This is a genomic window from Nocardia amikacinitolerans NBRC 108937 (genome assembly GCF_001612615.1).
Taxonomy (GTDB): Bacteria; Actinomycetota; Actinomycetes; order Mycobacteriales; family Mycobacteriaceae; genus Nocardia; species Nocardia amikacinitolerans.
This window is the reverse complement of record NZ_BDAU01000011.1, coordinates 179,398-205,149: the sequence shown is the minus strand read 5'-3', so window position 1 is coordinate 205,149 and position 25,752 is coordinate 179,398. Positions and strand designations below refer to the sequence as shown.

General features: G+C 67.9%; 28 protein-coding genes and 1 pseudogene. 19 read left to right on the top strand and 10 right to left on the bottom strand.

What is annotated here, in order from left to right:
* Window positions 1-131 precede the first annotated feature (131 nt).
* From NAM01S_RS11115 to NAM01S_RS11095, 5 genes are read left to right on the top strand one after another with little or no spacing between them, the layout of a single operon-like run.
* Entirely contained in the window at window positions 132-497 is a 366-nt protein-coding gene (locus tag NAM01S_RS11115; protein ID WP_084482833.1) for a hypothetical protein, read from the top strand.
* Window positions 494-1,216, top strand: coding sequence for a F0F1 ATP synthase subunit A (gene atpB / locus NAM01S_RS11110; protein WP_067783393.1), 723 nt, complete (start codon window positions 494-496; stop codon window positions 1,214-1,216). Before NAM01S_RS11115 ends, atpB begins: the two co-directional genes overlap by 4 nt.
* A 52-nt stretch (window positions 1,217-1,268) precedes the next feature.
* The gene (gene atpE, locus NAM01S_RS11105; protein ID WP_067783390.1) at window positions 1,269-1,529 is read left to right on the top strand and encodes an ATP synthase F0 subunit C; all 261 of its coding nucleotides are present in this window, start codon (window positions 1,269-1,271) and stop codon (window positions 1,527-1,529) included.
* A gap of 4 nt (window positions 1,530-1,533) precedes the next feature.
* Window positions 1,534-1,992 carry a F0F1 ATP synthase subunit B family protein gene (locus NAM01S_RS11100; RefSeq protein ID WP_067783387.1) on the top strand — a complete coding sequence of 153 codons (459 nt, stop codon included), beginning with the start codon at window positions 1,534-1,536 and terminating at the stop codon, window positions 1,990-1,992.
* The gene (locus NAM01S_RS11095) at window positions 1,989-2,534 is read left to right on the top strand and encodes a F0F1 ATP synthase subunit B family protein (protein WP_067783384.1); all 546 of its coding nucleotides are present in this window, start codon (window positions 1,989-1,991) and stop codon (window positions 2,532-2,534) included. The genes NAM01S_RS11100 and NAM01S_RS11095 overlap by 4 nt, the downstream gene beginning before the upstream one ends.
* Window positions 2,535-2,638: 104 nt before the next feature.
* Here NAM01S_RS11095 and NAM01S_RS36500 read toward each other — a convergent pair.
* Window positions 2,639-2,800, bottom strand: a pseudogene (locus NAM01S_RS36500) (type 1 glutamine amidotransferase domain-containing protein); the annotation flags it as partial.
* Between the two features lie 11 nt (window positions 2,801-2,811).
* Complete coding sequence (gene ligD, locus NAM01S_RS11090) at window positions 2,812-3,771, bottom strand: non-homologous end-joining DNA ligase (RefSeq protein WP_253798778.1); 960 nt, start codon at window positions 3,769-3,771, stop codon at window positions 2,812-2,814.
* Between the two features lie 339 nt (window positions 3,772-4,110).
* Between ligD and sigJ the strand changes: the two genes are divergently transcribed.
* From sigJ to NAM01S_RS11070, 4 genes are all read left to right on the top strand, one after another.
* Entirely contained in the window at window positions 4,111-5,025 is a 915-nt protein-coding gene (gene sigJ, locus NAM01S_RS11085) for an RNA polymerase sigma factor SigJ (protein WP_067783947.1), read from the top strand.
* Window positions 5,015-5,656, top strand: coding sequence for a DoxX family protein (locus NAM01S_RS11080; RefSeq protein WP_067783373.1), 642 nt, complete (start codon window positions 5,015-5,017; stop codon window positions 5,654-5,656). Before sigJ ends, NAM01S_RS11080 begins: the two co-directional genes overlap by 11 nt.
* A 24-nt stretch (window positions 5,657-5,680) precedes the next feature.
* Entirely contained in the window at window positions 5,681-6,319 is a 639-nt protein-coding gene (locus tag NAM01S_RS11075) for a histidine phosphatase family protein (protein ID WP_067783370.1), read from the top strand.
* 216 nt (window positions 6,320-6,535) lie between these two features.
* The gene (locus tag NAM01S_RS11070; RefSeq protein ID WP_067783367.1) at window positions 6,536-7,264 is read left to right on the top strand and encodes a dienelactone hydrolase family protein; all 729 of its coding nucleotides are present in this window, start codon (window positions 6,536-6,538) and stop codon (window positions 7,262-7,264) included.
* A 19-nt stretch (window positions 7,265-7,283) separates the two neighbouring features.
* On the opposite strand, the gene NAM01S_RS11065 is transcribed toward NAM01S_RS11070, so the two are convergent.
* The gene (locus tag NAM01S_RS11065) at window positions 7,284-7,937 is read right to left on the bottom strand and encodes an enoyl-CoA hydratase-related protein (RefSeq protein WP_067783364.1); all 654 of its coding nucleotides are present in this window, start codon (window positions 7,935-7,937) and stop codon (window positions 7,284-7,286) included.
* 37 nt (window positions 7,938-7,974) lie between these two features.
* Entirely contained in the window at window positions 7,975-8,640 is a 666-nt protein-coding gene (locus tag NAM01S_RS11060) for a TetR/AcrR family transcriptional regulator (protein ID WP_067783361.1), read from the bottom strand.
* Window positions 8,641-8,833: 193 nt separating this feature from the next.
* On the opposite strand from NAM01S_RS11060, the gene NAM01S_RS11055 reads away from it, so the two are divergent.
* Window positions 8,834-9,421, top strand: a complete 588-nt coding sequence (locus NAM01S_RS11055; protein ID WP_067783359.1) for a TetR/AcrR family transcriptional regulator — start codon at window positions 8,834-8,836, stop codon at window positions 9,419-9,421.
* Here the strand turns inward: NAM01S_RS11055 and NAM01S_RS11050 are convergent.
* A complete protein-coding gene (locus NAM01S_RS11050) occupies window positions 9,397-11,250 on the bottom strand; it encodes a Na+/H+ antiporter (RefSeq protein ID WP_067783943.1) in 1,854 nt (617 codons plus the stop codon). The genes NAM01S_RS11055 and NAM01S_RS11050 overlap by 25 nt on opposite strands.
* 117 nt (window positions 11,251-11,367) lie before the next feature.
* Between NAM01S_RS11050 and NAM01S_RS11045 the strand changes: the two genes are divergently transcribed.
* The 3 genes from NAM01S_RS11045 (at window position 11,368) to NAM01S_RS11035 (ending at window position 13,828) form a co-directional block, all read left to right on the top strand.
* On the top strand, window positions 11,368-12,258 hold the full coding sequence (locus NAM01S_RS11045; RefSeq protein WP_067783357.1) for an alpha/beta fold hydrolase: 891 nt from the start codon (window positions 11,368-11,370) through the stop codon (window positions 12,256-12,258).
* Between the two features lie 31 nt (window positions 12,259-12,289).
* Complete coding sequence (locus tag NAM01S_RS11040; protein WP_253798780.1) at window positions 12,290-12,898, top strand: TetR/AcrR family transcriptional regulator; 609 nt, start codon at window positions 12,290-12,292, stop codon at window positions 12,896-12,898.
* Between the two features lie 138 nt (window positions 12,899-13,036).
* Window positions 13,037-13,828 carry an SDR family NAD(P)-dependent oxidoreductase gene (locus NAM01S_RS11035; protein ID WP_067783351.1) on the top strand — a complete coding sequence of 264 codons (792 nt, stop codon included), beginning with the start codon at window positions 13,037-13,039 and terminating at the stop codon, window positions 13,826-13,828.
* A gap of 13 nt (window positions 13,829-13,841) precedes the next feature.
* Here the strand turns inward: NAM01S_RS11035 and NAM01S_RS11030 are convergent, their stop codons facing one another.
* Together NAM01S_RS11030 and NAM01S_RS11025 are read right to left on the bottom strand one after the other, a co-directional pair.
* On the bottom strand, window positions 13,842-14,345 hold the full coding sequence (locus NAM01S_RS11030; RefSeq protein ID WP_218018380.1) for a GNAT family N-acetyltransferase: 504 nt from the start codon (window positions 14,343-14,345) through the stop codon (window positions 13,842-13,844).
* 168 nt (window positions 14,346-14,513) lie between these two features.
* Entirely contained in the window at window positions 14,514-14,882 is a 369-nt protein-coding gene (locus tag NAM01S_RS11025) for a hypothetical protein (RefSeq protein WP_067783345.1), read from the bottom strand.
* Window positions 14,883-15,078: 196 nt separating this feature from the next.
* Between NAM01S_RS11025 and NAM01S_RS11020 the strand changes: the two genes are divergently transcribed.
* The 3 genes from NAM01S_RS11020 (at window position 15,079) to NAM01S_RS11010 (ending at window position 19,577) form a co-directional block, all read left to right on the top strand.
* Window positions 15,079-16,053: an enoyl-CoA hydratase/isomerase family protein gene (locus NAM01S_RS11020; RefSeq protein ID WP_067783342.1), complete on the top strand. Its 975-nt coding sequence runs from the start codon at window positions 15,079-15,081 to the stop codon at window positions 16,051-16,053.
* Complete coding sequence (locus tag NAM01S_RS11015; protein WP_084482831.1) at window positions 16,050-18,356, top strand: molybdopterin-dependent oxidoreductase; 2,307 nt, start codon at window positions 16,050-16,052, stop codon at window positions 18,354-18,356. Before NAM01S_RS11020 ends, NAM01S_RS11015 begins: the two co-directional genes overlap by 4 nt.
* 486 nt (window positions 18,357-18,842) lie before the next feature.
* A complete protein-coding gene (locus NAM01S_RS11010; RefSeq protein WP_067783339.1) occupies window positions 18,843-19,577 on the top strand; it encodes a dienelactone hydrolase family protein in 735 nt (244 codons plus the stop codon).
* A gap of 245 nt (window positions 19,578-19,822) precedes the next feature.
* On the opposite strand, the gene NAM01S_RS11005 is transcribed toward NAM01S_RS11010, so the two are convergent.
* From NAM01S_RS11005 to NAM01S_RS10995, 3 genes are all read right to left on the bottom strand, one after another.
* On the bottom strand, window positions 19,823-20,698 hold the full coding sequence (locus NAM01S_RS11005) for a molybdopterin dinucleotide binding domain-containing protein (protein ID WP_307188669.1): 876 nt from the start codon (window positions 20,696-20,698) through the stop codon (window positions 19,823-19,825).
* A 624-nt stretch (window positions 20,699-21,322) separates the two neighbouring features.
* Window positions 21,323-22,279, bottom strand: coding sequence for a tyrosine-type recombinase/integrase (locus tag NAM01S_RS11000; protein WP_218018379.1), 957 nt, complete (start codon window positions 22,277-22,279; stop codon window positions 21,323-21,325).
* A 77-nt stretch (window positions 22,280-22,356) separates the two neighbouring features.
* Window positions 22,357-22,719, bottom strand: a complete 363-nt coding sequence (locus NAM01S_RS10995) for an AbrB/MazE/SpoVT family DNA-binding domain-containing protein (RefSeq protein WP_157107698.1) — start codon at window positions 22,717-22,719, stop codon at window positions 22,357-22,359.
* Window positions 22,720-23,494: 775 nt separating this feature from the next.
* Between NAM01S_RS10995 and NAM01S_RS34955 the strand changes: the two genes are divergently transcribed.
* From NAM01S_RS34955 to NAM01S_RS34950, 3 genes are all read left to right on the top strand, one after another.
* Window positions 23,495-24,226, top strand: a complete 732-nt coding sequence (locus NAM01S_RS34955) for a hypothetical protein (RefSeq protein ID WP_157107697.1) — start codon at window positions 23,495-23,497, stop codon at window positions 24,224-24,226.
* Window positions 24,227-24,513: 287 nt separating this feature from the next.
* Window positions 24,514-24,981 carry a hypothetical protein gene (locus NAM01S_RS10985; protein ID WP_157107696.1) on the top strand — a complete coding sequence of 156 codons (468 nt, stop codon included), beginning with the start codon at window positions 24,514-24,516 and terminating at the stop codon, window positions 24,979-24,981.
* A 196-nt stretch (window positions 24,982-25,177) separates the two neighbouring features.
* Window positions 25,178-25,471, top strand: a complete 294-nt coding sequence (locus NAM01S_RS34950; protein WP_157107695.1) for a hypothetical protein — start codon at window positions 25,178-25,180, stop codon at window positions 25,469-25,471.
* Window positions 25,472-25,752: the final 281 nt, after the last annotated feature.

Here is a 25,752-nt window from a genome sequence, read left to right as displayed (position 1 = left end):
GCCGAACCGCAACCTGCCCGCTATGCCCGATTTGTCCACTTCTCTTGTACTACGTGACGTAGTAAGCAAGAATGGGCTTGTGACACGGAAGGCATTGCCTTCCACCGTCATTCATCGCTGAGGGAGGGCACATGACGGTCAATGGCGACCGCGGCCCGATCATCGCCTCTGCCGCGGTGGGGATCACGGTTCTCGCCGCCGCCGGGATGCACGATCGGCTGCTGTTGGGTGTATTCATCTGCGCCGGAATCGGTTTGGGATTGTTCAATGCGTGGCTCACCCGCCTTGGCGTCGCCGCGATCGCAAGTGGGAACGCCTCCGGCAAAGGGCATTTGGCGGCCATCACCGGGATGCGGCTGTTCGGCGTCACCGCGCTCGCGCTGGTCGCCGGTGTGCTGACCAGACCGGACGGGTTGGGCATCCTCTACGGCTTGGTGACATTCCACCTCGGCGCCGCACTCTGGGCGACCGTACCGGCCCTGCGGAGCGCTCGATGACGAAAGTGGAAGTGGGACACCACGAAACCGCGCACCTGTTCGGTATGGACTTTCATGTCGACACGATCGTCGCGACCCTCATCGCGGCCGCCGTCGTGCTGGGTCTGGCGTTCTCTCTGCGCGTCAGGCTGACATCCGGAGTCCCCGGCGGGGTGCAGTTGTTCTTCGAAACGGTCACCGTACAGATGCGCGCACAGGTGGAAAGCGCTGTGGGACTTCGGATCGCGCCGTTCGTCCTGCCGCTGGCGGTGACGCTGTTCGTGTTCGTGCTGCTGTCGAACTGGTTGTCGGTGCTGCCGGTGCAGTACGGGGCGGGTGAGCTGATCAAACCGCCCGCAGCCGATGTCAATTTCACCTACGCGCTCGCCCTGTTCGTCTTCCTCTGCTATCAGACCGCGGGCATGGCGCGCCGCGGCCCGATCGGACATGTGAAGCAGCTGTTGAAGGGCCATATGGGGTGGGGACCGATGGTTGTCGTCAACGTCATCGAAGAGCTCGCCAAACCGTTGTCGTTGGCGCTGCGGTTGTTCGGCAACATGTTCGCGGGCGGGGTGATGATCTCGGTGATCGCGCTGCTGCCGGCCTGGCTGAGCTGGGGTCCGAACGCGGCATGGAAGCTGTTCGACCTGTTCGTCGGACTCATCCAGGCCTTCATCTTCGCCCTGTTGACCGTCCTCTACTTCGGCCAAGCCACCACCGTCGAACACGAAAAGCACTGAGCGACAAGCCCCCGCATACAACTGTTCGATCCTTCGAGGAAAGGAAACACCCATGGCCGACATAACCCACGAGACGGTCGTCCAGGCGGCGGCATTGGTCGCCGGTGGATTGATGATGGTCGGCGGCGCGATCGGCGCCGGCTACGGCAACGGCATGGCGGGCTCGGCGCTGATCAACGGCATATCCCGGCAGCCGGAGGCCGAGGGCAAACTGCGCGGCAACTACCTGATGGCGGTCAGCCTCGTCGACGCCGTGTACTTCATCAACCTGACGTTCATGGCGCTGTTCGCCTTCGCGGCGCCGGGCAAGTAGCGCTATGAACACCGAAAGCTTCGCGACCGAGAACTTCTTGATTCCCAACGGCACCTTCTTCGTCGAGCTGGCGATCTTCCTCCTCGTGTTCGCGGTCATCCGGTTGTTCGTGGTGCCGCCGATCCGAGAGGTGCTGGATCAACGGGAGGCCCGCGTCACCGAAGCCGCCGCGCACCGGCGACAGGCGCGGGAGGCGTTCGCCGCGGCCGAAGACCGCTACCGGTCCTCGCTCACGCAAGCCCACGCCGACGCGGCGCGGCTGCGCGAACAGGCAAGGAACGAAGGCCGGGTCATCCTGACCGCGGCGCGCGAACGGGCACAGGAGCAGACCGACGAACAGGTGGCGACGGCCACCGCGCGACTGCGAACCCAGGCCGCGACGGCGGTGACACGATTCGACGCGTATCTCGATCCCATGGCGCGCGACCTGGCGGATCGGGTGATCGGAGGTGGACGACGATGAACACCAACGACGGCATCTACGACATCACTTGGGACTGGCCGGTATTCGTCAGCCAGCTGTTCGGTTTCGCCGTCATCCTCGGCGCACTCTCGAAATGGGCCGCGCCACCGCTACGGACGGCGATGCGCAAAGCCCAGCACACGATCCACCAACAGATGGAGGAAAGTACCGACGCCGCAACCGAATTGGCCGCCGCACAGCGAGCCTTCGCCGAGGCCACCGCAGCCGCCCGCGCCGAGGTCTCCCGGATCGACCGGGAGGCACGAGAAGACGCCGATCGGATCGTCTCCACCCTGCGGGAAACCGCGGCTGCCGAGGTCGAACGGGTACGCAGTCAGGGCCTGCGCCACCTCGCGCAGGTGCACCGGCAACTCGAGGACGAACTGGCCAACAATCTCACCGTCGCGGTGATCGACCGCGCCGAGTCCATAGCCCGTGACCTACTCGAATCACCGCTCGCCAGATCGCACAGCATCGATCGTTTCCTGGACGAGCTGACAGCGCGAGCCAGAGCCGCCGAGGAACCCACCGGCCTGACCTGACCTCGGCTCGCTCGCCACCCCGCGCCCGGATCCGTCGATCCGGGCGCACTCGGTCTGTGTCACCGGGGCCTGGCCCGAGGCGAGCCTGGCGGCGTAGGGGACGAAGGCAGCTTGGCCTGCTCGTAGCGCGCGCCGCGCTTCTCGATCTCCGCTTCGGCGTTGTAGGGCACGGGCTTGTCGACTCGGGCCAGGACTTCTTCCCGCCGGGCGAAGCCGGTGAGTTCGCGTCCGGCGACGAGGTTGGTGTCGTCGGAGAGTGTGGTATCGCTGGAGCACTTCAGGGCACCGTGATCTCGGCGGGGCTTTTGTCGATGCGGATACCCCGCCAGCTGGGATGACGCAATCCCTCGGGGGTGGCTTCCCGGTATTCGATATCGGCGACGAGCTCGGGCTCGACCCAGTGCGCCGGTACGGCGATCGCGCGCGGCGGCGGCACGTCGAAAGGGGTGTCGGGGCGGGCGAGTCGGTCCAGGCGAGTGCGTAGGCTGCGCCGTTCCGCGGCTTTCCATCCGGTGCCGACATTGCCGATATGGACCAGGCGTCCCGCCGAATCGTGTGCGCCGAGAATCAAGGATCCGAACGACTCGGCGAACGGGCCGTTTCCTGGCAACCATCCGGCGATGACGGCTTCGGTGGTTTTGCGGAACGGCATCTTGATCCAGTTGCGCGACCGTTCACCCGGTTGATACGTGGAGTCGAGGCGTTTGGCGACCAGTCCCTCGAGCCCGTTCTGCGCCGCGGCGGCCGAGAGCGTCTCGGGCTCGATGTCGGTCCAGTAGGGCGACAACTGGATCGGCGGGCGGGCGATGTCGAGCTGGGCGAGCAACTCGCGCCGCTGCCGGTAGGGCAGGGCGGTGGTGGCGTGGCCGTCGAGGGCGAGCAGGTCGAAGATCATGTACAGCACCGGAACGTCCCTGATCAGTTGCGCGGTCGGCGCGCGGACGTGCATGCGGCGTTGGAGCCGGGAGAACGACGGCGCGCCGCTCGCCCCTTCCGGCGCCACGATCTCCCCGTCGATGGTGGCTCGGTGCTCGCCGACCGCCGCGGCGACGGCGGCGGCGATGTCGGGGAACGAGCCGGTGACGTGTTTGCGGTTGCGGCTGTAGAGCTGACAGTCGCCTTCGGCCACCGCGGCGACGACGCGCATGCCGTCCCATTTCATCTCGAAGGCCCAACCGTCCGGATTTCCGGGCGGTCGTCCGGACAGGGCCAGCATCGGTGACGGCGCGGACACCACCGATACAGCATATCTCCAGCGTCCATCGCGCTTTCTCGCATCTACTCGCCATTTTCCTGGCGTTTTGGAGTGTTTTACGCGACGGATGATCGATATCACCGGCCATTTCGCGATCAACTAGCTATCCGAGAAGTTCACCGCGCGGGCCGTGAAGCGCCACCACCAGGGGAGTGATCCGGATCACGTTCTGTCATGTTCGGCGGCTCCGCGTTGTCTCGAGGGCATGACCGATCAACACACGCCACAAGGTTGCCGTCCTCGGTGGCCGATACGCAGGAACCGGCGCGGCGGATCGACCGCGGAGGCACGCCGATGTCGATGACCGGTGATCATCTCCCCATGACGACCGACGGGCACGCCCAGCGGTTCACGCTGCTGCGGCCACTGCTGTTCACCATCGCCTACGAGATCCTCGGCTCGGCGACCGAGTCCGACGACGTTCTCCAGGACAGCTATCTGCGGTGGGCCGAGGTGGACCTGGCGTCCGTGCGCGACACGAAATCGTATCTGGCGCAACTGGTCACCCGGCAGGCGCTCAATTCGCGGCGGGCGAGCGCGCGCCGGCGCGAGGAGTACGTCGGCCCGTGGCTGCCCGAGCCGCTGCTGCTCGCCGAGGGTGACGCCTCGACCGATGTCGTTCTGGCCGAGGCGGTGTCGATGGGGATGCTCGTGCTGCTGGAAACGCTGCTTCCGGAGGAGCGCGCGGTGTTCGTGCTGCGCGAGGTGTTCGGCTTCGACTACGACGAGATCGCCACGGCGGTCGGCAAGTCCGTGGCCGCGGTGCGTCAGGTGGCACACCGCGCCCGCGAACACGTCCAGGCGCGGCGGCAACGGTTCGGGCCTGCCGATTCCGCGCGTACCGCCGAGCTGACCGAACGGTTCATGACCGCGGCCACCACCGGCGACATGGCGGGCCTGCTGTCGATGCTCACACCGAACGTCACCTGGACCACCGACAGCGGCGGCAAGGTTTCCGCGATCGCGGCGCGGGCGCAGGGCGCGCGGCGGGTGGCCGAGATCTTGGTCGGCCTCTTCCCCGTCATGCGGGCGATCCCCGGCGTCCGGATCGAGACCATGACCTACAACCACGACCCGGCGATCGCCATCTCCTTCGACGACCGGCTCGAAGCGATCCTCGTGCTCGAGATCGCCGACGGCGCGATCACCGACCTCTACGTCCTGCGCAATCCCGACAAACTCGCCGCCCTGACCATTCCACGCAATATCACCCGAGGAGAATCCGATGTCGACTGAGACGAACACGCCAACCATCACACCGCCGCGGGACGCGACCGACGACAAGCCGGATTCGGCCGCACGAAGCACACGCAGCAGGATTCGGCCGATCGCCTTCTGGGTGACCACGCTTGCCGTCGTCTTCGAATTGGTCGCCGGATCGGTGTGGAACCTGCTGACGATCGAGTGGGTGAAAATCCAATTGCGGCACCTGGAATTCCCGCGTTCCTTCGCCTACGTGCTGGGGGCGTGGCAGGTCGGTGCGGCCGTCGCGATCATCGTGCCCGGGTTCCGCTTGATCAAGGAATGGGCGTACGCGGGCGCCTTCTTCCTGTGGTCGGGTGCCGTAGTCCTCCACCTCGAGGCAGGCGACGGTGTCGAATCGTGGTCGTCGCCACTGATGTTCGCGATTCTCGCCGTCGCGTCGTGGATGTTGAGGCCTGCCGACCGTCGGCTCCCGCCGACGCGCCGAGACCACACCGCCGACGCCGGACAGGACGAGGCGCGTCTGGCGGTGGCCGGCCCTCGCCAGTGGGCCGTCGCGCTCGGTGTCCTCGTTGTCCTGTATGCGATTTCGTTCCTCACGCTGCCCGCGGTCGAAGACTTCATGCACCAGAACGCGATCAACCTCGGCTGGATCACCGAGTAGAGTCGAGCGACCCGAGGAGGCCTAGTGCGCCGCATCTACGTCGTCACCCACCCGCAGGCGACCCACCACGTCGACCGCTTGGTCGGCGGATGGTACGACTCGCGACTCACCGCGGCGGGCGAGCGCGCCGCGGTGGCCACCGCCGAGTCGCTGCGCACGCGGATACCCGAAGACGCCGAGGTGGCGGTGCACTCCTCGGATCTGCTGCGCACCGCCCGAACGGCCGAGGCGATCGGCAAGGCGCTCGGCGTGACGCCGATCCTCGACGAAAGACTACGCGAGAAGTCCTACGGCGAAGCGGGCGGCAGACCGCAGGAGTGGCTGGACCGGCGATTCGTCCCGCCACCCGCCGTGGGCGAGCGCCTGCGCCACGACGAGGGAATCGCCGGTGCGGAGACGAAATGGCAACTCGCCCAACGTATCTACGCCGCAATGAGGACGATCGTGGACTACCCCTGCGAGAACCAGGTCATCGTGACACACGGCGGCGCAATGACATTCGTGCTCGCGGCGTGGATCGGCATGCCGATCGACTCGGCGGACTACGTCGCCTTTCGCGCCGCACCCGGCAGCATCACGGTGCTCACCGAGGACGACTTCTTCCACAACCGTGAGGTCACCATCCTCGGTGACACCCGGCACCTCGACGCGGCGCCGACCTGACCCCGGCACCCCGCTGGACTGACGCCGCGACCGGCGGCCGTCCCGTCTGCCCCCACACACTTTTCACACGGTCCACATAGGCACCGCCTGTGTGAGGCGTACGGAAATTGTGTGGCAGCGACCTTGCCGGTTGGGTCTGGGCGGGTTGCCGGGGTAGTGCGGCCGTGTTCGGGCAATGCGTGCGGTCCTGGAGCCGCGCGGCGTAGATTTTCGATCATGGACACCGTCGAGCTGAGTGCGCCGGATGGTCCGCTGCCCGCGCTGCTGGCCCGCCCGGCGGGTGCGGGGCCGTGGCCTGGCGTTGTCGTGGTTCACGATGTGCTCGGCCTCGGCACCGACCTCGAGGGACACGTGGCGATGCTGGCCGACCACGGTTACCTCACGGTCGCGCCCGATCTGTTCTCGCGGGGTCGTGCGCGCTGCATGCGGGCGGTGATGCGGGCTTTGTGGTTCACCGGGGGCAAATCCGATGCCGAGGAGGTTCCGGTTCGTGACATCCTCGCCGCCCGCGACCGCCTGGTGTCCGATCCGGCGTGCACCGGGCGCACGGGCGTGATCGGTTTCTGCATGGGCGGCGGGTTCGCCTTGCTCACCGCGCCGCGCGGTTTCGATGCCGCGGCGCCGTTCTATCCGGGCTTGTACGGCGACTACCGCGGCTTGCTCGCCGGCATCTGCCCGGTGGTGGCCAGCTACGCCCGCCTTGATCCGTCGCTGGTGGGCGCGCCCGCCAAGCTCGAGCGCACGCTCACCGAGTTCGGTGTCGCCCACGACATCAAGACCTATCCGGGTGTCACGCATGGCTTCGCCAATACCTTTCCCGGCGACCGGCTGCTGCGCGTCACAGGCCTCGGCCACAACGCCGACGCGGCCGCCGACGCCTGGCGTCGCATCTTCGCGTTCTTCGAGACGCACTTGGCGGATCGCGAGCACACTCCGCCACGCTGACCGACGAAACCGTTCAGGTCTATAGCGTGGTCAGCGCGGTGACGGCCGGTGCGAACATGGTGTTCTTGATCGCGCCGAGGGTGCCGGAGTCCTTGCCGCCCAAGGGCAGCAGCATCTCCAGCGCCGCGGCGGTGACCTGGCCTTCCGGTGCGGTCGCGTCGACGATGTCGACTTCGGCCGCGGCCTCTCCGCCGTAGCGGCGTCCGGTGGTCATGGACGCGACCGCGGTTTTCGGCGTCAGTTTGGCTTGGATGAGGGCGGCCATGCCGGGGGTGAAGGGGATGCGGATGTCGACTTCGGGGAAGCAGAAGTAGCCGCGGTCGGCGCGCATGACGCGGTAGTCGTGGGCGATGGCGAGCATCGCGCCCGCGCCGAAGGCGTGTCCGGGTAGTGCGGCCGCGGTGGGCACGGGCAGGGTGAGCACGCGCGCGAACAACGCTTGCACGCGTCCGACGTACCACTGGGCGCGATCGGCGTTGGCGCCGAGCCAGTCCAGGTCGAGTCCGTTGGAGTAGAACTTGCCGCTCGCGGTGGTGAGCAGGCCTTGGGCGCCTTCGGCGAGGGCGGTGTCGAGGTGGGCGTTCACTTCGTCGAGGAAGTCGGGGGAGAAGCGGTTCTCGTCGCCGCCGAGGTCGAGGACGGCGATCTTGTCGTGGTATTCCAGGGTGGGCATGGTGGTTCCTTCGTCGAGGGCGGTCGGGACTTGCGGATCAGGGCGGGGGTCCGACCGCGAGCACGGCGCGTACGGCGGCCCGAAGTTGTTCGCGGGCAAAGGGTTCGGCGATGCGTTCGCGGCGGATCAGGATGGCGGTGGGCAGGTCGACGAGGCAGGTGGTGAGGACCTCGACCGCGCGACGGTCGCGGCGGCCCCATCGGCGCTGCGCGAGCCGCACCAGCAGGTCGATCAGCGCGCGCTCGGCGGCGCGGACCTCGGCGGCGACGTCCTCGGGCAGGTCCTCGCCGAGCAGCTGCTCGCGCGAGACGGTGAGCAGCAGGCGCGAGGAGTCGGGAAATCGCTCGGCGAAGACGCTTGGCGCTTCGGCGGCGGCCACGATCGCCTCGTCCCGCACGGCATCCGCCGCCGAATCCGGCTGCCGGGCAGCGCTTTTCGATTCGCCGACGCCCGAGGCGCCTTCCGATCCGGCGGCCGCCTCGACCAACTCGTTCTGCACCGCGAGAAACCGCCGCGCGGCCCGCAGCCACGCGCGGCCCAACACCCCGGATCGCGACCCGAAGGTGTGGTAGAGCGCGCCGTTGGACACCCCCGTAGCGGCGGCGACGGCACGGATGGTGACCGCGGCCGGACCGCCGCGGACGGCCAGCGATTCCGCAGCGTCGAGCACGGCGTCGGGGTCGTGGGTGCGGGGTCGCGGCATGCCGCCGACTATAACAGAGCAAGCGCTCTGTTATGCAACCCCGTTTCGGTTCGCCTCGCGCACTGCATATTTCGCGCGGTAACAGCTACCGCGCGTCACCTAGCGGATTCGGTTGTGCCCGCACGCGCGCGCGAACCGATGCGGTACTGTTCGGGCCCTCCCCCCTTGCCCGCACGAGCAGAACGGCATCCGCATGTCACGAGTGGTCACCAAGGAGCAGTACTTCGACACCGCTCTGGAGGTGCTGGCCGAACTCGGGTTCAAGGGCCTCAACATCGGGCTGCTGTGCCGTCGGCTCGGGGTCACCAGCGGCTCGTTCTATCACCACTTCGGCAGCTGGCAGGGTTTCGTCGACGCGCTGCTCGAGCACTGGGAGAACCGGCAGGTGCTGATCCTGCGCACGCTGAAGTTCAATCAGGGCGATCCCGACGACGACGTGCGCGCGATGTCGGATCTCGCGGCGGGTCTGCATCACGCGGCCGAGGCCGCGATCCGGGCGTGGGCCGCCAACGACGAATCGGTGAATCTGGCGCTCAAGCGGGTCGACGAGTCGCGGCGGCGCACCGTGCACAAGGTGATCAACGGCGTGGTCGGCGACGAGGAGACCGCCGCCGTGGTCACCTCGCTCGGTATGGCGATGCTGATCGGCTACCAGCAGATCGCGGCGGGCGGGGAGAACCTGTCGTTGCAGCGGCTGCTCCACGAATACGCCCGCCTGATCTACTCGCACGCGCGCCGTCCGGTGGCGGTGGGTGCTCAGCCGAGCAACTCGTCGACGTAGCACCAGCGCCAGGCTTCGCCGGGTTCGACGCTGCGCATCACCGGGTGCCCGGTGGCGGTGTGGTGTTTGGTGGCGTGGTTGCCCGGTGAGGAGTCGCAGCACGCGATGTGCCCGCACGACAAGCACATTCGCAGGTGCACCCAGTTCTGCCCCTCGGCGACGCATTCGGCGCACCGGTCGGGTTCGGTGGGTTCGCGCAGCAGCGGCGCGGCCCGCAGGTGGTCGCAGTCGCCTGCCGCGGCGGGCGCGGCGAGGGGTTCGCGGCGTTCTTCCTCGGTTTCGTCGAACCGGTCGATCATCGATTCCTCGAGATCGAGCCGGGCCAGCACGTGCTGGAGGATCTCGTAGTCCGCACCGCCCGAATCCCGCACCCGCAGTACCGTTTCGCGTTCGGCGCGCAGCATCTCGAGGCGAAGCCTGCGGTATTCGGCGGTGGGCGTTCGCTGTTCGGATTCGGCGCGGCCCAACCGTTCCCATGCGGCGTTGGTGCGCCAGGTCAGCCGATCGCGCAACGATTGCACGACCTGCCGCGGGGTGTCGGGTCCTGCGGCGGCATCCAGCGCCGCCATGCCGGCCGCGCCCGCTTGGGTGAGCAGGTTGGCTTTCTGTAGCGCGTCTTCCGAGCGGCTGGGGCCGCGCAGATGCAGGCGCCGCACCAGCCACGGCAGCGAGGTGCCTTGCAGCAGCAGCGTTCCCGCCACCACGACCAGCGCCAGCAGCTTCAGCACCGGCAGCTGCGGGGTGTCCTCGGGTAGCAAGAGCACCGCGGCCAAGGTCACCACCCCGCGCATGCCCGCCCACGACACCACCATCGGATAACTCAGCGGCACGGTCGAGCGCCCGAGCCGCTGGAACAGCAGCGACCATGGGAAGATCCACAGCGGCCGCGCCAGCATCACCGCCAGCAGCACCGCGATCGCCGAGACCACCAGGGTGGTGTGGTCGAGCCCGCTGCTCCACGCGTCCTCCACGATCGCGCGCACCTGCAACCCGATGATGAGGAACACCGAGCTCTCCAGAATGAACTGGATGGTGCGCCAGTTGGTGCGCTCGGCGATACGCGAGGCCGCCGACTGCCACACCGGCGCGCCGTGGCCGAGGATCATCCCGCAGGTCACCACCGCGATCACCCCGGAGGCGTGTATCTCTTCGGCGGGCAGATACGCCACGAACGGCGCGAGAAACGACAGCGTGGTGTCGAGCACCGGGTCGCTGATTCGCCGCCGCAACATCGCGAGCAGGTAGGCGACGGCGACACCGACCAGCGCGCCGCCGCCCGCGGCGAGCAGGAAATCACCGCCGGCCTGCCACACCGACACCGTGCCCGCCGAGGCCGCGATCGCGGTCCGCAACGCCACCAGCGCGGTCGCGTCGTTGAACAACGACTCGTCCTCGAGGATGGTGACGATGCGCCGCGGCATCCCGATCCGGCGCGCGACCGCCGTCGCGGCCACCGCGTCGGGCGGGGCGACCACCGCGCCGAGCGCGACCGCCACCGCGAAGGGCACCGGAAGCAGCCACCACACGACCGCGGCGACCGCGAACGTGCTGAACAGCACCAAACCCACCGACAGCGAGGCGATGGTGCCGATGTTGGCGCTGAAATCCACCAGCGAGGTCCGGATCGCGGCGGTGTAGAGCAGCGGCGGCAGCAAACCGAGCAGCACCACCTCCGGTTCCAGATGCACCGCGGGAACGAACGGCAGATAGGAGGCCGCCACCCCGGCCAGGGTCAGCACCAACGGTTCGGAGACACCGAACCGGCGCGCCAGCGCCGCCAGCGCGGCCGCCGACGCCACCAGAACCACCAGCCCGATCGCCACATGCACCGACGCATTCTCCCAAAACGCCACGATCGCCGTTTCCCCGCCGTAGACGACGCGGTCGATGGGCCGATTCCCCGGAATCGCTGCCGCGCGCCCGCGCACCGGCAATGCTTATCGGGTATGGAGGAGTTTTCGAATTGGCGTGCCAACGGCCACCGGTTCACCCACAACGGGCACCAGATCTTCTGGACCGAAGGCGGCGGCGGACCCGAGGGGGTCCTGCTGTGCATTCACGGCTTCCCGACCGCGTCCTGGGACTGGCATGCCGTGTGGCCCGGTCTGTGCGAACGGTTCGCCCGGGTGCTGGCCGCCGACATGATCGGCTTCGGCTGGTCGGCCAAACCGCGCGAATACGACTACAGCATCGCCGACCAAGCCGACCTGCACGAACAACTGCTGCGCGAACAGGGCGTGCACCGTTTCCACGTGCTGGCCCACGACTACGGCGACACCGTCTCCCAGGAGCTGCTGGCCCGCGACGCCGAACGCCGCGCCACCGGTGACGACTCGCTGACCATCGAATCGGTGTGCCTGCTCAACGGGGGACTGTTCCCCGAAACCCACCGCGCGCGCTGGGTGCAGCGGCTGCTTGCCGGGCCGCTGGGACCGATGGTCGGGGTCCTCGGCGGTGAGACCGCTTTCGAGCGCAGTCTGGCGGCGGTCTTCGGACCCGACACCCGCCCCAGCGCGACCGAACTGCACCAGTTCTGGCTGCTGTGGTCGTCCCGGCACGGTAAACGCAACGGGCACAAGATCATTCGCTACATGGCCGAACGGCGCAAGCATCGCGAACGCTGGGTCGGCGCGTTGCAGCACGCCGTGGTGCCGGTGCGGTTGATCGACGGGCTGCGCGACCCGGTCTCGGGTGCGCACATGGTCGAGCGCTACCGCGAACTGATCGAGGATCCCGACGTGGTGGAGTTGCCCGACATCGGCCACTACCCGCAGATCGAGGCGCCGCAACGGACCTTGGACGCGTTCCTGGAGTTCCACCGCACCCGAGTCCACTGACCCACTATGGGCATCCCCATAGAATGGTGACGTGGCACGCCGATCCAGCACCGACGGTTCTTCTCGCACCCGCCTGCCCAACGCGCGGCAGCGGATGATCGAGGGCGCCATCGACTCGCTGCGCGTGCACGGCGCCAGCGCGACGAGCGTGGACCGGGTGCTGGCCAGCACCGGCGCACCGCGCGGCTCGGTGTATCACCATTTCCCCGGCGGCCGCACCCAGCTCGTCAACGACGCCGTCACCACGGCGGGGGAGATCATGTCCGGCTACATCGAGCGCCTCACCCGCGACAGCGACCCGCTCGACGCGCTCGAGAAATTCGCCGAGATGTGGCGGACCACGCTGCGTGAGAGCCAGTTCCGCGCGGGGTGCCCGATCTTCGCGGTCGCCGTCGAAACCAACGACGAGGCACCGGAATTCGCGCGCGCCGCGGCCGCGGTCTTCGGTCGATGGCACACCGCGCTCACCGACGTGCTCATCCGTCACGATGTTTCCGCCGACCGAGCGCGGCGTCTGGCGGTGCTCACCGTCGCCTCCTTCGAGGGCGCCATCGCGCTGTGCCGGGTCCAGCGCAGCACCGAACCCCTCGACGACGCGGTCTACGAGCTGCGCGCGCTCTACCCGGGCACCGCGCACTGACCGGCAAGCCCTACCACGGTCGGAGCCACAGATCCGACCGCGAACGGATGTGTCCGACCCCTCGGCTCGCTACCGTGCTCCCAGAAGTGGGACGGACCCGCGTTCTGCACGCCACGGCGACAGGGGACGGTACAGCTGATGAAGATCGAGGGTTCGCGAGTTCTGATCACGGGCGCCACCGGCGGCATCGGGCACGCCATCGCCCACGCGTTCGCCGAACGCGGCGCCGAGCTGGTGCTCACCGGCCGCCGCGTCGCCGTGCTCGCCCCGCTGGCCGAGCAGACCGGCGCGCGCGCCGTGCCCGCGGATCTGGCCGACCGCGACGGAGTCGCCGCGCTGCTCGCGGCGGCGGGCCCGCTCGACATCGTCGTCGCGAACGCGGCCGTGCCCGCCAGCGGACTGCTCACCGACTACTCCATCGAGCAGATCGACCGCGCCCTCGATGTGAACCTGCGCGCTCCGATCGTCACCGCACGCCTGCTGGCCGAACCCCTCATCGCCAAGGGACACGGGCATCTGGTGTTCATTTCCTCCATCTCGGGCAAGATCGCCTCACCCCGGGTCTCGCTCTACAACGCCACCAAATTCGGGCTGCGCGGCTTCGCCCAGGCACTGCGCCAAGACCTCGCACCGCACGGCGTCGGCGTCTCGACGGTGTTCCCCGGCTTCGTCCGCGACGCGGGCATGTTCGCCGACGCGGGCGTTCCCGCGGCCCCCGGCACCGGCACCTCCTCACCCGCCCAGGTGGCGGCCGCGGTGCGCCGCGCCGTGGAACGCAATGTCGGCGAGATCGACGTGGCCCCGCCCCAGGTGCGCCTCGGGGCGCTGTTGGCGGGCATCGCACCCGGATTGTCCGCGCGGGTGCAGCGGCTCGCGGGCGCCGACAAGATCGCGGCGACGTTGGCCGAAGCGCAGCGCGCCAAACGCTGAGCGCCGATCGATCTCAGCGCAGCCGCAACACCATGGTGACGCTGGTCGTGCCCGCCCGGTTGACGATGCGTGAACCGTCCACATCGACGAAGCCCATGCGCTGATACAGCCGACGCGCCGGATTCTCCTCGCGCACACTCAAACTCACCGCCGCATAGCGTCGCGCGGCGTCGGCGACGAGCCGTTCGAGCATCGCCGTGCCCAGCCCGGTGCCGCGCGCCCGCGGCGCGACGGCGATGGCGAGTTCGGGAGTCGTGTCGTCGACGTAGCCGTAACCGGCGTCCGCGCCGGTGAGCAGGCGCAACCACGCCGCGCCGGAAGGGGATTCGGCCGGGCCGCCGATGACACCGAGATCGCCGTCGAGACCCCACTTCGCCACGTAGCGCGCCAGCGCCGGGATGGTCGCGAGATCGGCGACGGTCAATCCCTGATCGGCGGCATGCGATGCCTCGTAGAGCATTTCCCAGAGGAACGGTTCGTCGGCGGTCACGGCCGGGCGTAGCGGAGCGGAGATCACGAATCCGAACTTAGGAGAACCGTGCGCGCACGGCCACGCCATTTCCGGAGGTGCCTTCGAGGGCCGACACCGCGTCCGGCACCGACCACCGTCGCGCGCGTTCAGCGGCCGCGGATCCGCCACGCAGCCGACCCAGGTCGGAGCGTGCTGTCGCTGTTCGACGTGGCGTTACCGCCCGGCGACGGCAGCGTTTCTGGCATGCTCGGCGACCCAGACACCGACTCCGATCGCCGTGGCCACCGGCCACGACACCAGTCCGGTGGCGGCCGCCGCGCCGAGCCCGCCGTAGTAGAGCATCGACTCCCGATCCGGCACTCGATGCAGCACCGACGAGACACCGTCGGCCGCCGTGCGCGATCCGGGCGGAAGCGGGACTCGCGCCATCCGCACCCCGACCGTCGGAATCGGGACACGCAGTCCGCCGTTCCCGATATTCGATTCGGTCGCCGACGGTTGTCCCGCCGATTCGGGGACCGAAGGTGCGGTCTCGGTCGGCTCGGTACCCGGTTTGCGGGCCTGTTTGGTCTTGCCGGACATAACTGTTCCTTTCTCGACCTTTGGACCTCCGCGCTGAGTATGCGAACAAGTCAACCCCTGTCCGGCCCGCGCCGCCACACCCGCTCGGTCTTGACACCACGATTATGGTGTGTGCCATAGTAGGTGCCGAAGCCGCTCGACCGCACCGGGTCGATGCCGAGCCTCGTCCACCGTCGCGCGCCGTAAGGAGCCGCCGATGTCCCGCGCAGCCGACCTCCGGTTGGAGACGATCGACCTCACCCAGGACGGGCGGGTCCTCACCGCCCGCGCCGTCGCACCGCCGCTGAACTTCGTGACCACCGAGTTCGTCCGCGACCTCGACCGCCTCACCGCCACCGTCGACACCGACGACACGGTCGGCGCGGTCGTGCTCACCGGCGGACTGCCAGGACGGTTCCTCACCCACGCCGACCCCAGCGCGCTGACCGGCATGATCGAACTGCCGCACCCGTTCGTGCCCGCCCGCGTCGCCGCACCGCTGCTGCGCGCCGCGAGCGCCGCGCTGCGCGTCCCTGGCGCGACGGCGGCGGTCGAGCGGTTCGGCGGCGGCCTCGGTGTGGGACTGGTGTGGGGGCACCGCTGGAAACGAACAACGTTGCGCATGAACCGCTCCCACGCGGTGTATCTGGCCGCCATCAACGGCCCGGCGCTGGGCGGCGGCCACGAGATCGCGCTGGCCTGCGACCTGCGCTATGCCGCCGACGCCGAGCACGTCAAGCTCGGCCAGATCGAGACCATGGCCAACCTCATCCCCGGCGGCGGCGGAACCCAACGCCTGACCAGGCTGCTCGGCGCGGCCGCCGCGCTCGAGGTCACCTTGGAGGGCGCGCCGCTGTCGGTCGCCGAGGCCCACCGGCTCGGACTGCTGCACCGCGTCGTCGCCGAAGACCAGCTGCTTGCCGAAGCCCAGGCCACCGCGGCCCGATTGGCGGCCCGCAATCCGGTCGTCGTCGCCGAACTCAAGCGCGCGGTCTACTTCGGCACCGACACCCGCCTGTCCCGCGGCTTGGACCGCGAACAAGCCGGGTTCGTCTCCGTCGGCACCACGGCCGCCGCGGCGCGCACCACCCGCGCGTTCTTCGACGACCTCGCCCGCCTCGGGGACACACCGTTTCTCGCCGACCCGAAACCGTGGCTCGACGGCACCCGTGTGGATCAGGTGAGCCGATGAACGCCCCCACCCGCGACACCGCTGCCGTTCCTGGCACCGCTGCCGTCCGTGACACCGCTTCGGGCCGTGCTACCGCTTCGGCCGATGAAACAGCGACTTGGCACAAGACCGCCTGCATTCTGTGCGAGAACAATTGCGGCCTGCTCATCCAGCTCGACGGCCGTCGCTTCGCCAAGATCCGCGGCGACAAAGACCACGTCGCCTCCGCCGGCTACACCTGCAACAAGGCGCTGCGCCTCGACCACTACCAGAACGGCGGCGCCCGCCTGACCAGCCCGCTGCGCCGCGAACCCGACGGCACCTTCACCGAAATCGACTGGGGCACAGCCATTTCCGAGGTCGCTGCCCGTTTGAAGCAGGTACGCGACGAGCACGGCGGCGACAAGATCTTCTATTACGGCGGCGGCGGTCAAGGCAACCACCTCGGCGGCGCCTACAGCGGAGCCCTGCGCCGCGCCCTCGGCAGCCGCTACCGCTCCACCGCGCTCGCCCAGGAGAAGACCGGCGAAGGCTGGGTCGACGCCCACCTGACCGGCGGCCACACCACCGGCGACTTCGAACACGCCGAAGTGTCGGTGTTCCTCGGCAAGAACCCCTGGCAGTCCCACGGCGTGCCGCGCGCCCGCACCATCCTGCAGCAGATCGCCAAGGATCCCGCCCGCGGCATGATCGTCATCGATCCGGTGCGCACCGAAACCGCGGACCTCGCCGACATACACCTCCAGGTCCGCCCCGGAACCGACGCGTGGTGCCTCGCGGCGCTGCTGGCCATCCTGGTCCGCGACGATCTGCTCGATCACGACTTCCTCACCGCCCACACCAGCCAAGCCGAGGACGTCCTCGCCGCACTGCGCGATGTCGACATCGCCGACTACGCCGACCGCTGCGGCGTCCCGGTCGAGCTGCTGCGCACCGCCGCCCACCGCATCGGCACCGCCGCGAGCGTCGCCACCTACGAAGACCTCGGCGTGCAGCAAAGCCCCAACAGCACCCTCATCTCGTATCTGAACAAACTGCTGTGGCTGCTCACCGGCAACTTCGCCGCGCCGGGCGCGATGCAACCGCACTCCTGGCTGGTCCCACTGGCCGGCTACAGCCGCGACATCCGCCGCAGTCCCGTCACCGGCGCACCCGTGCTCGGCGGCATGCTGCCGTGCAACTCCATCGCCGAGGAGATACTCACCGACCATCCCGACCGCTTCCGCGCGATGATCGTCGAATCCGCCAATCCCGCGCACTCCCTTGCCGATTCGACCTCCTTCCGGGCCGCGCTCGACGCACTGGATCTGGCGGTCGTCATCGATGTCGCACTCACCGAAACCGCGCGCCACGCCGACTACGTGCTCCCCGCGGCCAGCCAGTTCGAGAAGTGGGAAGCCACCTTCTTCACCCTGGAATTCCCGCACAACACCTTCCATCTGCGCGCGCCGCTGCTCGACCCGCTGCCTGGCACGCTGCCCGAACCCGAGATCTACGCGCGGTTGCTTCGTGAACTCGGCGCGGTCTCCCGTACCAAGCTCGCGCTGCTGCGCGCCGCCGCCCGCCTCGGCCGCCGCCCCTACGCGCTGGCCTTCGCCGCACTGTTGGCCGTCGACAAGAACACCGCGGGCTTGGCGCCGCATCTGCTCTACGAAACCCTCGGCCCCACCCTTCCCGACGGCGCCCGTTCGGCCGCGGTGCTGTGGGCGTTGGCCCAGCGCGTGGCCCGCACCCATCCCGCCGCCATGCGCCGCGCCGGACACCGCGACGCCGACGCCCTCTTCGACGCCATCCTCGCCGGACGCTCCGGTGTCACCTTCACCGTCGACGACTACGCCGACGCCTGGGACTACGTCCCGCACCCCGGCAAACGCATCCCCCTCGCCATCCCTGAACTGCTGCACGCCCTGCGCGCACTCGACACCACGCCCGCCACCCACACCAGCGCCGACTACCCGTTCGTGCTGGCCGCGGGGGAGCGGCGCTCCTTCACCGCCAACACCATCTTCCGCGACGACACCTGGCGTCGCCGCGACCCCGACGGCGCACTGCGCATGAACCCCGACGACGCCACCCGCCTCGGCCTCGGCGCAGGCGACCGCGCTCGCGTCACCACCCGCCGCGGCAGCGCCGTCACCACCGTCGAACTCACCGACCGCATGCAGCCCGGCCACGTCTCCCTGCCCAACGGTTTCGGCCTCGACCTGCCCGACGGCACCCGCACCGGCGTCGCGCTCAACGAACTCACCGACGCCACCTTGCGCGACGCCATCGCGGGCACACCGTGGCACAAACACGTACCCGCCCGCATCGAACCCGCTTGAGCGGCACCGGGTTTCACCGCACTCGCGCTGGCGCTGCGGCACAGGCGCATTCCTCGAGTCGACCGGTCCGGCGAACACCCGCCGCGGCCACGCGGTCGGCCGTGTGAGCCAAAGCGCCGCCGCAGTCGTTCAACGTCTGCATTGCGGCGTTGCGCGCGGCGTGCAGGTACTGGAGTGAACAGCAGTGGCTGGCCGGGGATCCGCCGGTGCGGCTGGTGGCCCGCTCGATGCCGCGCCTTGACCCGTGCCCAGGTCGAAGCGGTGCTCGGCCTCGACAGTGGCTCCGTGGCAGCCTGTCTCGGCGCCTCCGCAAAAACCTGTTGGCCGACCACGGCGACCACTGCTACTTTTCCGGAGGCCGTGCGAGAGGACGAGGAGGTGGTACCCGTGAACGCAGTATCGACATGGGTGCTCCTCTCTGGGGTCACGGTCGGGCGATAGGTCGTCCGGGAGCGCCGTTCGACAGCACTCCCGAAAGGCACGACCGTGCAATTCATTACCGAACAGCGCCTCGGCGACGACATCCTCGAGCGCGAATTCATCCTCGGCGAGATCCCCGGCATCCTGTGGACGCCCGGATCCGCATCCGGGCCGGTACCGCTGATCCTGGTCGGCCCCCCGCCCCTCGGGCTGCGCAACGCGTACCCGCGACTGCTCGCCAGGGCCCGCTACGCCGTGGCGGAGGGCTTCGCCGCGGCCACCATCGAACTGCCCTGGAGCGGTGAGCGGCCCAGTTCGGCCGCCGCCGATCAGGCCCTCACCGACATGCGCCGAGCGCTGGCCGCCGGCGAACGGGTCACCGACGAGATCATCGACCGGCTCATCCTCCCACTGGTCGACAAGGCGGTCCCGGAATGGCGGGCCACCCTGGACGCCCTCCTCGCACTGCCCGAGATCGGCGGCCCGGTCGGGTATTCGGGCGGGGTGATCTCCATCGGTACCCGGCTGGCGGCGGTCGAGCCACGCGTTTCGGCCGCCGTTCTGTACGCGGGAAGTTTCGTGCCCCGCGCCATCATCGAGGAGGCCCGGCAGGTCACCATTCCGCTGCATGTCCTGCTGCAGTGGGACGACGAAGGAAACGACCGGCAGAGAGCCTTGGACCTGTTCGACGCATTCGGCTCCAAGGAGAAGACGCTGCACGCCAACATGGGCGGGCACACCGGCGTCCCGCACTACGCCGGGGAGGAAGCGAACCGGTTCTTCGCCCGGCACCTGAAGTGAGGCCGGGCCGCCGGAGACGATAGAGCCGTCGGCCAGGAGCCGCTATCGAGGACAGGTCCCGGCCTTCCTCGATAGCGGTGGCCGACAGACGTGCAATCGCCCCGGCCATCGGCGGAACCGGCCGGTCGGGGCGGCACTCGGCCCCGTCAACAGGGCTCACGCCGTGGTTCCTCGGCGCCGGCATCAAGGCCACAATGTGTTGCAGTCACCGTCGGAAGACGTTGGCAGCAGGCGGGTTTCGATTCTCAGCCGGTCGGCGCGGGCTTCGCCAGCGTCTCGGATTCCGGGGCATCAGAGGGCTCGACCGGCGCGGGTGTCACGCGGACCCACGTGTTGTTCACCGCCGACGCACCAGAGAACGGGTCGATCGACGAAGGGTCGTGCAGCAGATTGACGTTCGCACCAGGCAGTGACGCCGCGACCGTCCAGCCGACGCCGGGCTCGCGGTGTCCCCATCCGTGCGGGATCGCGATCGCGCCGGGCCGGATGTCGTCGCTCACCTCCAGCGAGACGACGATCGAACCGGTCGCCGAGGTCACCGTCACCGGCGCACCGTCGACGAGCCCGCGTTCGGCCGCGTCGCCGGGGTGCATCAGCGCCGTGCAGCGGTCTTTGCCCTTGACCATCGACGGCACGTTGTGCAGCCAGGAGTTGTTGCTGCGCAGATGCCTTCGGCCGATCAGCTTCAGATCGAAACCGTCCGACGGCGCCGTCAGCGACCGGCCGCGCGCGGCGTCCTCGACCAGCTCACGCGCGGCCGCCACGAAGTCCGGCGGCGCCAACCGCACCTTCTTGTCCCGCGTCCCGATCAATGTCCGCAGCCGCGGCCGCAGCGGGCCCAGATCGATACCGCCCGCCGACTCACGCACCTTCCCGACGGTCAACCCGGTGCGCCCATTCCGCAGCACACCGTAGGGACCCGCCGCCATCGCGGCCGACGCCAACCGCACTGGACTCAGCTGCTCGAACACCGCGTTGACCACGCGCCCACTCAGCCCGCGCGCCGGCAACGGCAGCAGTTCGGTGACCAGCCTGGCCATGATCTGCCAGTCCTCCAACCCGCCTGCGGGCGGCTCGAACACCCGCGCGTCGTAGCGCACGTTGTTGCGGACGCTGAACACCGGGAACAGGATGTTGAGGTCCTCACGCTCCAGCGGGGAGATCGGCGGCAGGATGATGTCGGCGTGGCGGGTGGTCTCGGTGTTCTAGAGACCGGGTTGGAGCGAACTCGCAGCATTTGCGTGTTCATAGCCTTAGAGATTACCGCCATCGGCATCGAAAGCACCTCTGCGACGAGCCCGCGGCCTTGAGTGAGATTCGTTGCGTAGTCATGTATTCCGGGTGCTTGAGTGTCGAATGGTCCGGCAGGCGGCCGTGGATCGTCGATTGTGACTGTGGGGGAATCGGTTTGCGCGGTCGGTGTTGGCTTGACACCTGGAAAGGAATGGATCGTCGAGTCGTCGCCGGGATGTGCTGTCCAGCAGCGCACTTGGCTGGGGGCAGGGTGGCGCGGCATCGCTGGGTATGCGCGCGGATCAGCGGTAACGGCGCGCATCGCGGCGGTGTGGTTGCCGAGCTCTCTGACCCATGAAGCGAATCTAAAGCGAATTCTGATTGGATGTCAACGATTGGGTGGAGTGATCGGTGGGCGTTCATCCACGAGTTGGTGTCGAATCGACGGCGGCGGTGTCCCGTTAGGGTTCGCCACCCATCTTGTCTTAGCCAGGCTGGTTAGTGCATCGAGTTTACCCGGACCGGTCATGCCACGGGGCCAGCGGATGGTGTGAAGTCGGTGCCAGTGGGTGTGGCTGTGCGGTCAACGTCGAAAGTGCTTCGGCCACTTCGACGATGCCTGCTTTGGTGTAGGTAGGTGTTGATCCCTGGTATCCAGCGTTGTCGGTATGTCCGGCGTAGGCGCGTGCGACGGAGATGCCGAACTCGCGTTCGACGTAGGTGAGTGTGGTGTGGCGGATCCAGTGTGAGCTGACCTGGAGTCGTGCTGCCCACGGCAGATGCTGATGGATTCGTGCGGTCAGGTAGGTGTAGCGGCTCGGGCCGACCGGGCGCCCGGTCCGATACCGGAGTACTCGGGTTGTCGTGGATGTGCCGTGGCGTGCGGCAGCATGCTCGATGAGTTTGGTCATCAGGATGGGGGAGATCGGCTGCCAGCGCAGCGTGCCACCCTTGTCCCGCAAGCGGATCAGGCAGTGGTCGGGCTCGAGGTCGGTCAGTTCCAGGCGCAGGACGCTTCCTTGCCGGCACGCCGCTTCGATGTGGAGTCGGATGATGAGTGCGTCGAGTTCGGTGTCGTTGCCAGTGGTGGAAGCGACGTGGCCGATCGCGATGATCTGCTCGCGGGTCAGCGCGTGGCGGGGGCTGGGTAGTTGACGGGGTTTGGTGACTCGGCTGGCCGGATTGCGGGTTGGGGCGATGAGGTTGTCGAGTTCGGCGTGGCGGTAGATGCAGCGGATCGCTGAGATCATCTGTGTGACTGCGCCACGGCCATCGCGGGAGTTGGCTCGAATCTGGGCCTGGCAACGGTGCGTTTCGACCAGTGCCTCGATTTCCAGTGGCGTCGGCTCATCCAGGCACCTGTTGCCCCAGGCGTTTTCGACGATGCGCCAGTAGGGGTCATAGGTGTGCACGGTTGTCGCCGACACCGATGCGCGTAATGCCGCAATGTATTCGGTGAAGGTCGGCATCACGGGGATGGCTCCCCGGGCTCCTGCGAGCGCTAAGTGTGAGGCGATGAGTTGCAGTGCTGCGTCGACGTCGCTGCTCATGCGGGCTTCAGCCAGACCTCGGGTCGGTAGGCCCACAAAACGGCGGCAACGACAGCTGCCGGCATGACTAGGAGTAGGTCGTGTGCCGGTGCGGCCGCGATCATGACCCGATCGCCGGGGTTGATGTTGCAGCGGTGCCGGAACGCAGCAGGGATGAACAGATACCCCGTGCGTCCGATCGACCATCGTGCGTGTCGTGCGGGCTGGGCGACGATGAACTGATGGTCGCCCTGAAACGAAATCCGCTGTCCGGCGAGCCAGCCCAGGTGCTTGAGTGCCGAACGATCCGAGAGCCGACCGTGATCGTCGATTGTTCCGGCTGCGCAGTGCAATTGACCGATCGGTGTGTCGGAGACCATGCCCGGGAAAGCAAACGGAATCCCGGGAAACCGGTGTGGCACGGTACGTTGCGGTGTTGCGGCGAACAATTCGTCGAAGCCCAGCGGTGTGGGATCTATCGGCTGCGCGCGACGCGCGAGTACCGGTCGCGACCGCGGATTCGGTGAGTTGGCATCGCGTCCCTGCTCCCGCGGCGTCGGACTCACCGGGCGGCGGGCCTATCTCCGGCAGTTCGTGTTCGAACCGATGTCGCGCATCTGTGGTCAGGTGCCCCATCTTCTTCCCCTCGCTGATAGTCGTTGCCGGCGTGTCGGCTGATCCTGCACGACGGGTTCGACGATCCGGGTGACCTGTTCGATCGCGCCCTCGGATGCGCGTGTCGCAGAGACCAACCGGCGAATCGCCAGCTGTGAGGCATCCAGTGGGGTGTTCTCAGATGACTCGTTCTCGGCGTGTCCCGGCTGGAGTCAACGGCTTTCGCGCCCATGGTTCATGGACGTACAACTCATGGGGAACGGCCTGGAAGATCGACCGCCGAGAACACGAACGTCGGTGACCACCGGCAGCCGTCGTTCGTCGAGGCGGCACGGTAAACCATCAGCGAAATCCGAAAAGCGGATCGTCACAAGAAGGTCGAAGGTGGCTATCTACGGGCCGCTCCTCATCGGCGTGGGCGTCGACGCCTAGGAGGCAGAGCTTCGGCTTGTACTGGCGGGTTTCAGCCCGCCAGCCATCACAAGCCGGAGAGACCGGCGATGATCATGAAGACGCACACCGAAGGGGAACGGAGTCTCGATGACCAATTCGGTATCAGTACCCGCCTGGACTGCAATCGCATTGCCACTGATCAGTGGGCTGATCGGTTTTCTGGGTAGCTACCTGTCAGCGCGATTGCTGAGGAAGACAGGCGTTGAGACGGTCGCTGCGATGAAGGAGAATGCCCAGGTCACCAGGACCGCCGCAAGCGCATCGGAGCGGTCCGCTGGCGCCGCTGAACGCGCCGCCCAGACGGCTGACAGCGCCGAACGGCAGCTGAACAAGTTCAGGCTGCACGACGACACGATGCGAAGCCTGTATTGGGCGGCCGACCACGCAATCGCTACCGAGAGCAGCAGGGCTCTACTCGGCCTTGAAGTCCTTGGAACACTTGCGAACCAAGCACGAGACGACACAGATCACCGTGCCCGGCGGATCGTCTCGGCCACAGACGAGGCTGTACGGAAAGTGGCAGTCCCTACCTTCCTCGCGGTTCTCACGACGGCAGCAAATGATGGCGGCTCCGGTGGCGGTCAGATCCGAGCCTCTGCTGTCGAAATCAACGCTGCTCGCCTGCTGCTGATGCACGCTCCAGATTTGAGTCCGGGCCTGCGAGCCGAGATCGAGCTCATCGCCGAGGCCGTCCCCGGGCATGCGCTTGCAGTAGTGCACCTGTACACCGGTCGACATCTCGAACAAGAGCAATCGCTCGCCCAGGAACGCGAACAAGAGCACACGTTCGAGATGGAAGGGCCAGGCCTAAGCCTGTAGAGCTCTTCGGCCTTCTGAGGCTCAGGGCCTGACTCACTAACAGCAGTCGCTATATTCAGGTCTACGAAAAGAGTTGTCTACGAGTGACTTCCGTCTCGTGTTAGGTTAAACATCGATAAGGCGCTGTGGCAAAGGGCTGAGGCCGTCGCTAGTTTCCGGCCACTCGCCATTTGGCGTCCACTCCGATCCAGCCGCCGGCGCGGTCGGCGGCGAGGACCTTGGGTGCGGAGGAGGGTATTGTCGATGCCGCGGGCCGCCCCCCTCCAACGGGCGGACAGCCTAGAGTGGTGACCGGCGAGGCGTACGTTGACCTCGGATCACCCCTACGATCGAGCTGGGGCGGGATGGTTTCTGTCATTGACATTCTGTTCGACCCGCACAGCGAGCCGCCCTGGAAGTTCCCAGAACCCGGCATCCAGTACACGGGAACCATCGTGACCACCCCCTACGTGGCCCGGCGGCTGGACAGGAACGGAAACCCGCAGTGCACGCCCGACGGCACCCCGCGGTGGTCCTTGTGGACGAGTGTCGACACCACAGACGGAACACACGGGTTCTGCATCGACAACAATCAGGTCGCGAAAGCATTCAACGGCCGCGCCGGCGAGCGGAACCTACGTCGCTGGGCAGCAGAGTGGCAGATCGGCGGGCAACTACACCTGTCGTGGACGCCGGACGGGCATGGCCGCCGGATCTACCGCGGCCGATACACACCGCCCGAAATCGATAGTGGACCGCTCGCTGGCGCAGGGTAGAGTTGAAGCTCAGCGCGTCGATCGTCTGACGCGGAGCGTGGGTGGAGCACCGGTTCGCCAGGACCGCCCGTAGTCGCTCAGGAGCACCAGGGAAGATTGGCCCGCGGCCGAGACCGCGGCAGTAAGCGGCAGCAGAGTCGATCGGGACAGGCGATCGAGCGACCCAGGCGGCCGAGGATCCTCCCTGGGAGAACTCATGTCCTCACCTCGCCACCCCGCAGCGCCGCGCCGTTCGCAGATCTGCTGGATTCTCGACGATGATGATCGAACTCGTCGCGCCCAGAGGCTGATACTAACGATCGGCCTCGTCGCCGCTGCGGCGCTGGCCTTGATTGTCGCCCTTGTTGGCCTCGCCCTGTCCTGTGTGCCCATCGTCGGTATCGGCCTCGGTGCCCTGGGTGTCGGCGCATGCATGCTCGCGGGGCGCGCCGTCGTTGGGGCCCTATCGCAGCGGTTGGGAATCCGTCTCGGCAGGTCACTGGCCCGATGACGAGGACGGCCTGCGTCGCCCGATCTCGCAGATCCTCGCGTACGGGCAACAGGCCGTCCATTCGGTCGTACAGTGTGGCTGGTCCGGGCAACTACGTTGGGGCGATCAACTCCAACGCGATGTTGTCCGGGGTCGCGAAACTCCAGGATGTAGCTGAAGCTGATGTCTTTGATGTCCTCGCGCACCACACCACAAGCATCGAGATGCGCGGCGGCAGCTTCCAGGTCGGCAAGCGAGAACGCGAGATGGTCGAGACCGGCACGGTTCTCGTCGAAGCGACC

Coding starts and splice junctions, on each gene's coding strand:
- NAM01S_RS10995 (WP_157107698.1), bottom strand. CDS start 22,719: ATGGTCTCCGACACACCGATCGGTCAATTGCACTGCGCAGCCGGAACA.
- NAM01S_RS11020 (WP_067783342.1), top strand. CDS start 15,079: ATGTCCCGCGCAGCCGACCTCCGGTTGGAGACGATCGACCTCACCCAG.
- NAM01S_RS11095 (WP_067783384.1), top strand. CDS start 1,989: ATGAACACCAACGACGGCATCTACGACATCACTTGGGACTGGCCGGTA.
- NAM01S_RS11055 (WP_067783359.1), top strand. CDS start 8,834: ATGTCACGAGTGGTCACCAAGGAGCAGTACTTCGACACCGCTCTGGAG.
- NAM01S_RS11100 (WP_067783387.1), top strand. CDS start 1,534: ATGAACACCGAAAGCTTCGCGACCGAGAACTTCTTGATTCCCAACGGC.
- NAM01S_RS11015 (WP_084482831.1), top strand. CDS start 16,050: ATGAACGCCCCCACCCGCGACACCGCTGCCGTTCCTGGCACCGCTGCC.
- NAM01S_RS11000 (WP_218018379.1), bottom strand. CDS start 22,279: ATGCCGACCTTCACCGAATACATTGCGGCATTACGCGCATCGGTGTCG.
- NAM01S_RS11115 (WP_084482833.1), top strand. CDS start 132: ATGACGGTCAATGGCGACCGCGGCCCGATCATCGCCTCTGCCGCGGTG.
- NAM01S_RS11080 (WP_067783373.1), top strand. CDS start 5,015: ATGTCGACTGAGACGAACACGCCAACCATCACACCGCCGCGGGACGCG.
- NAM01S_RS34955 (WP_157107697.1), top strand. CDS start 23,495: ATGACCAATTCGGTATCAGTACCCGCCTGGACTGCAATCGCATTGCCA.
- NAM01S_RS11065 (WP_067783364.1), bottom strand. CDS start 7,937: ATGCCCACCCTGGAATACCACGACAAGATCGCCGTCCTCGACCTCGGC.
- atpE (WP_067783390.1), top strand. CDS start 1,269: ATGGCCGACATAACCCACGAGACGGTCGTCCAGGCGGCGGCATTGGTC.
- NAM01S_RS11025 (WP_067783345.1), bottom strand. CDS start 14,882: ATGTCCGGCAAGACCAAACAGGCCCGCAAACCGGGTACCGAGCCGACC.
- atpB (WP_067783393.1), top strand. CDS start 494: ATGACGAAAGTGGAAGTGGGACACCACGAAACCGCGCACCTGTTCGGT.
- NAM01S_RS11070 (WP_067783367.1), top strand. CDS start 6,536: ATGGACACCGTCGAGCTGAGTGCGCCGGATGGTCCGCTGCCCGCGCTG.
- NAM01S_RS11035 (WP_067783351.1), top strand. CDS start 13,037: ATGAAGATCGAGGGTTCGCGAGTTCTGATCACGGGCGCCACCGGCGGC.
- sigJ (WP_067783947.1), top strand. CDS start 4,111: ATGACGACCGACGGGCACGCCCAGCGGTTCACGCTGCTGCGGCCACTG.
- NAM01S_RS34950 (WP_157107695.1), top strand. CDS start 25,178: ATGTCCTCACCTCGCCACCCCGCAGCGCCGCGCCGTTCGCAGATCTGC.
- NAM01S_RS11045 (WP_067783357.1), top strand. CDS start 11,368: ATGGAGGAGTTTTCGAATTGGCGTGCCAACGGCCACCGGTTCACCCAC.
- NAM01S_RS11060 (WP_067783361.1), bottom strand. CDS start 8,640: ATGCCGCGACCCCGCACCCACGACCCCGACGCCGTGCTCGACGCTGCG.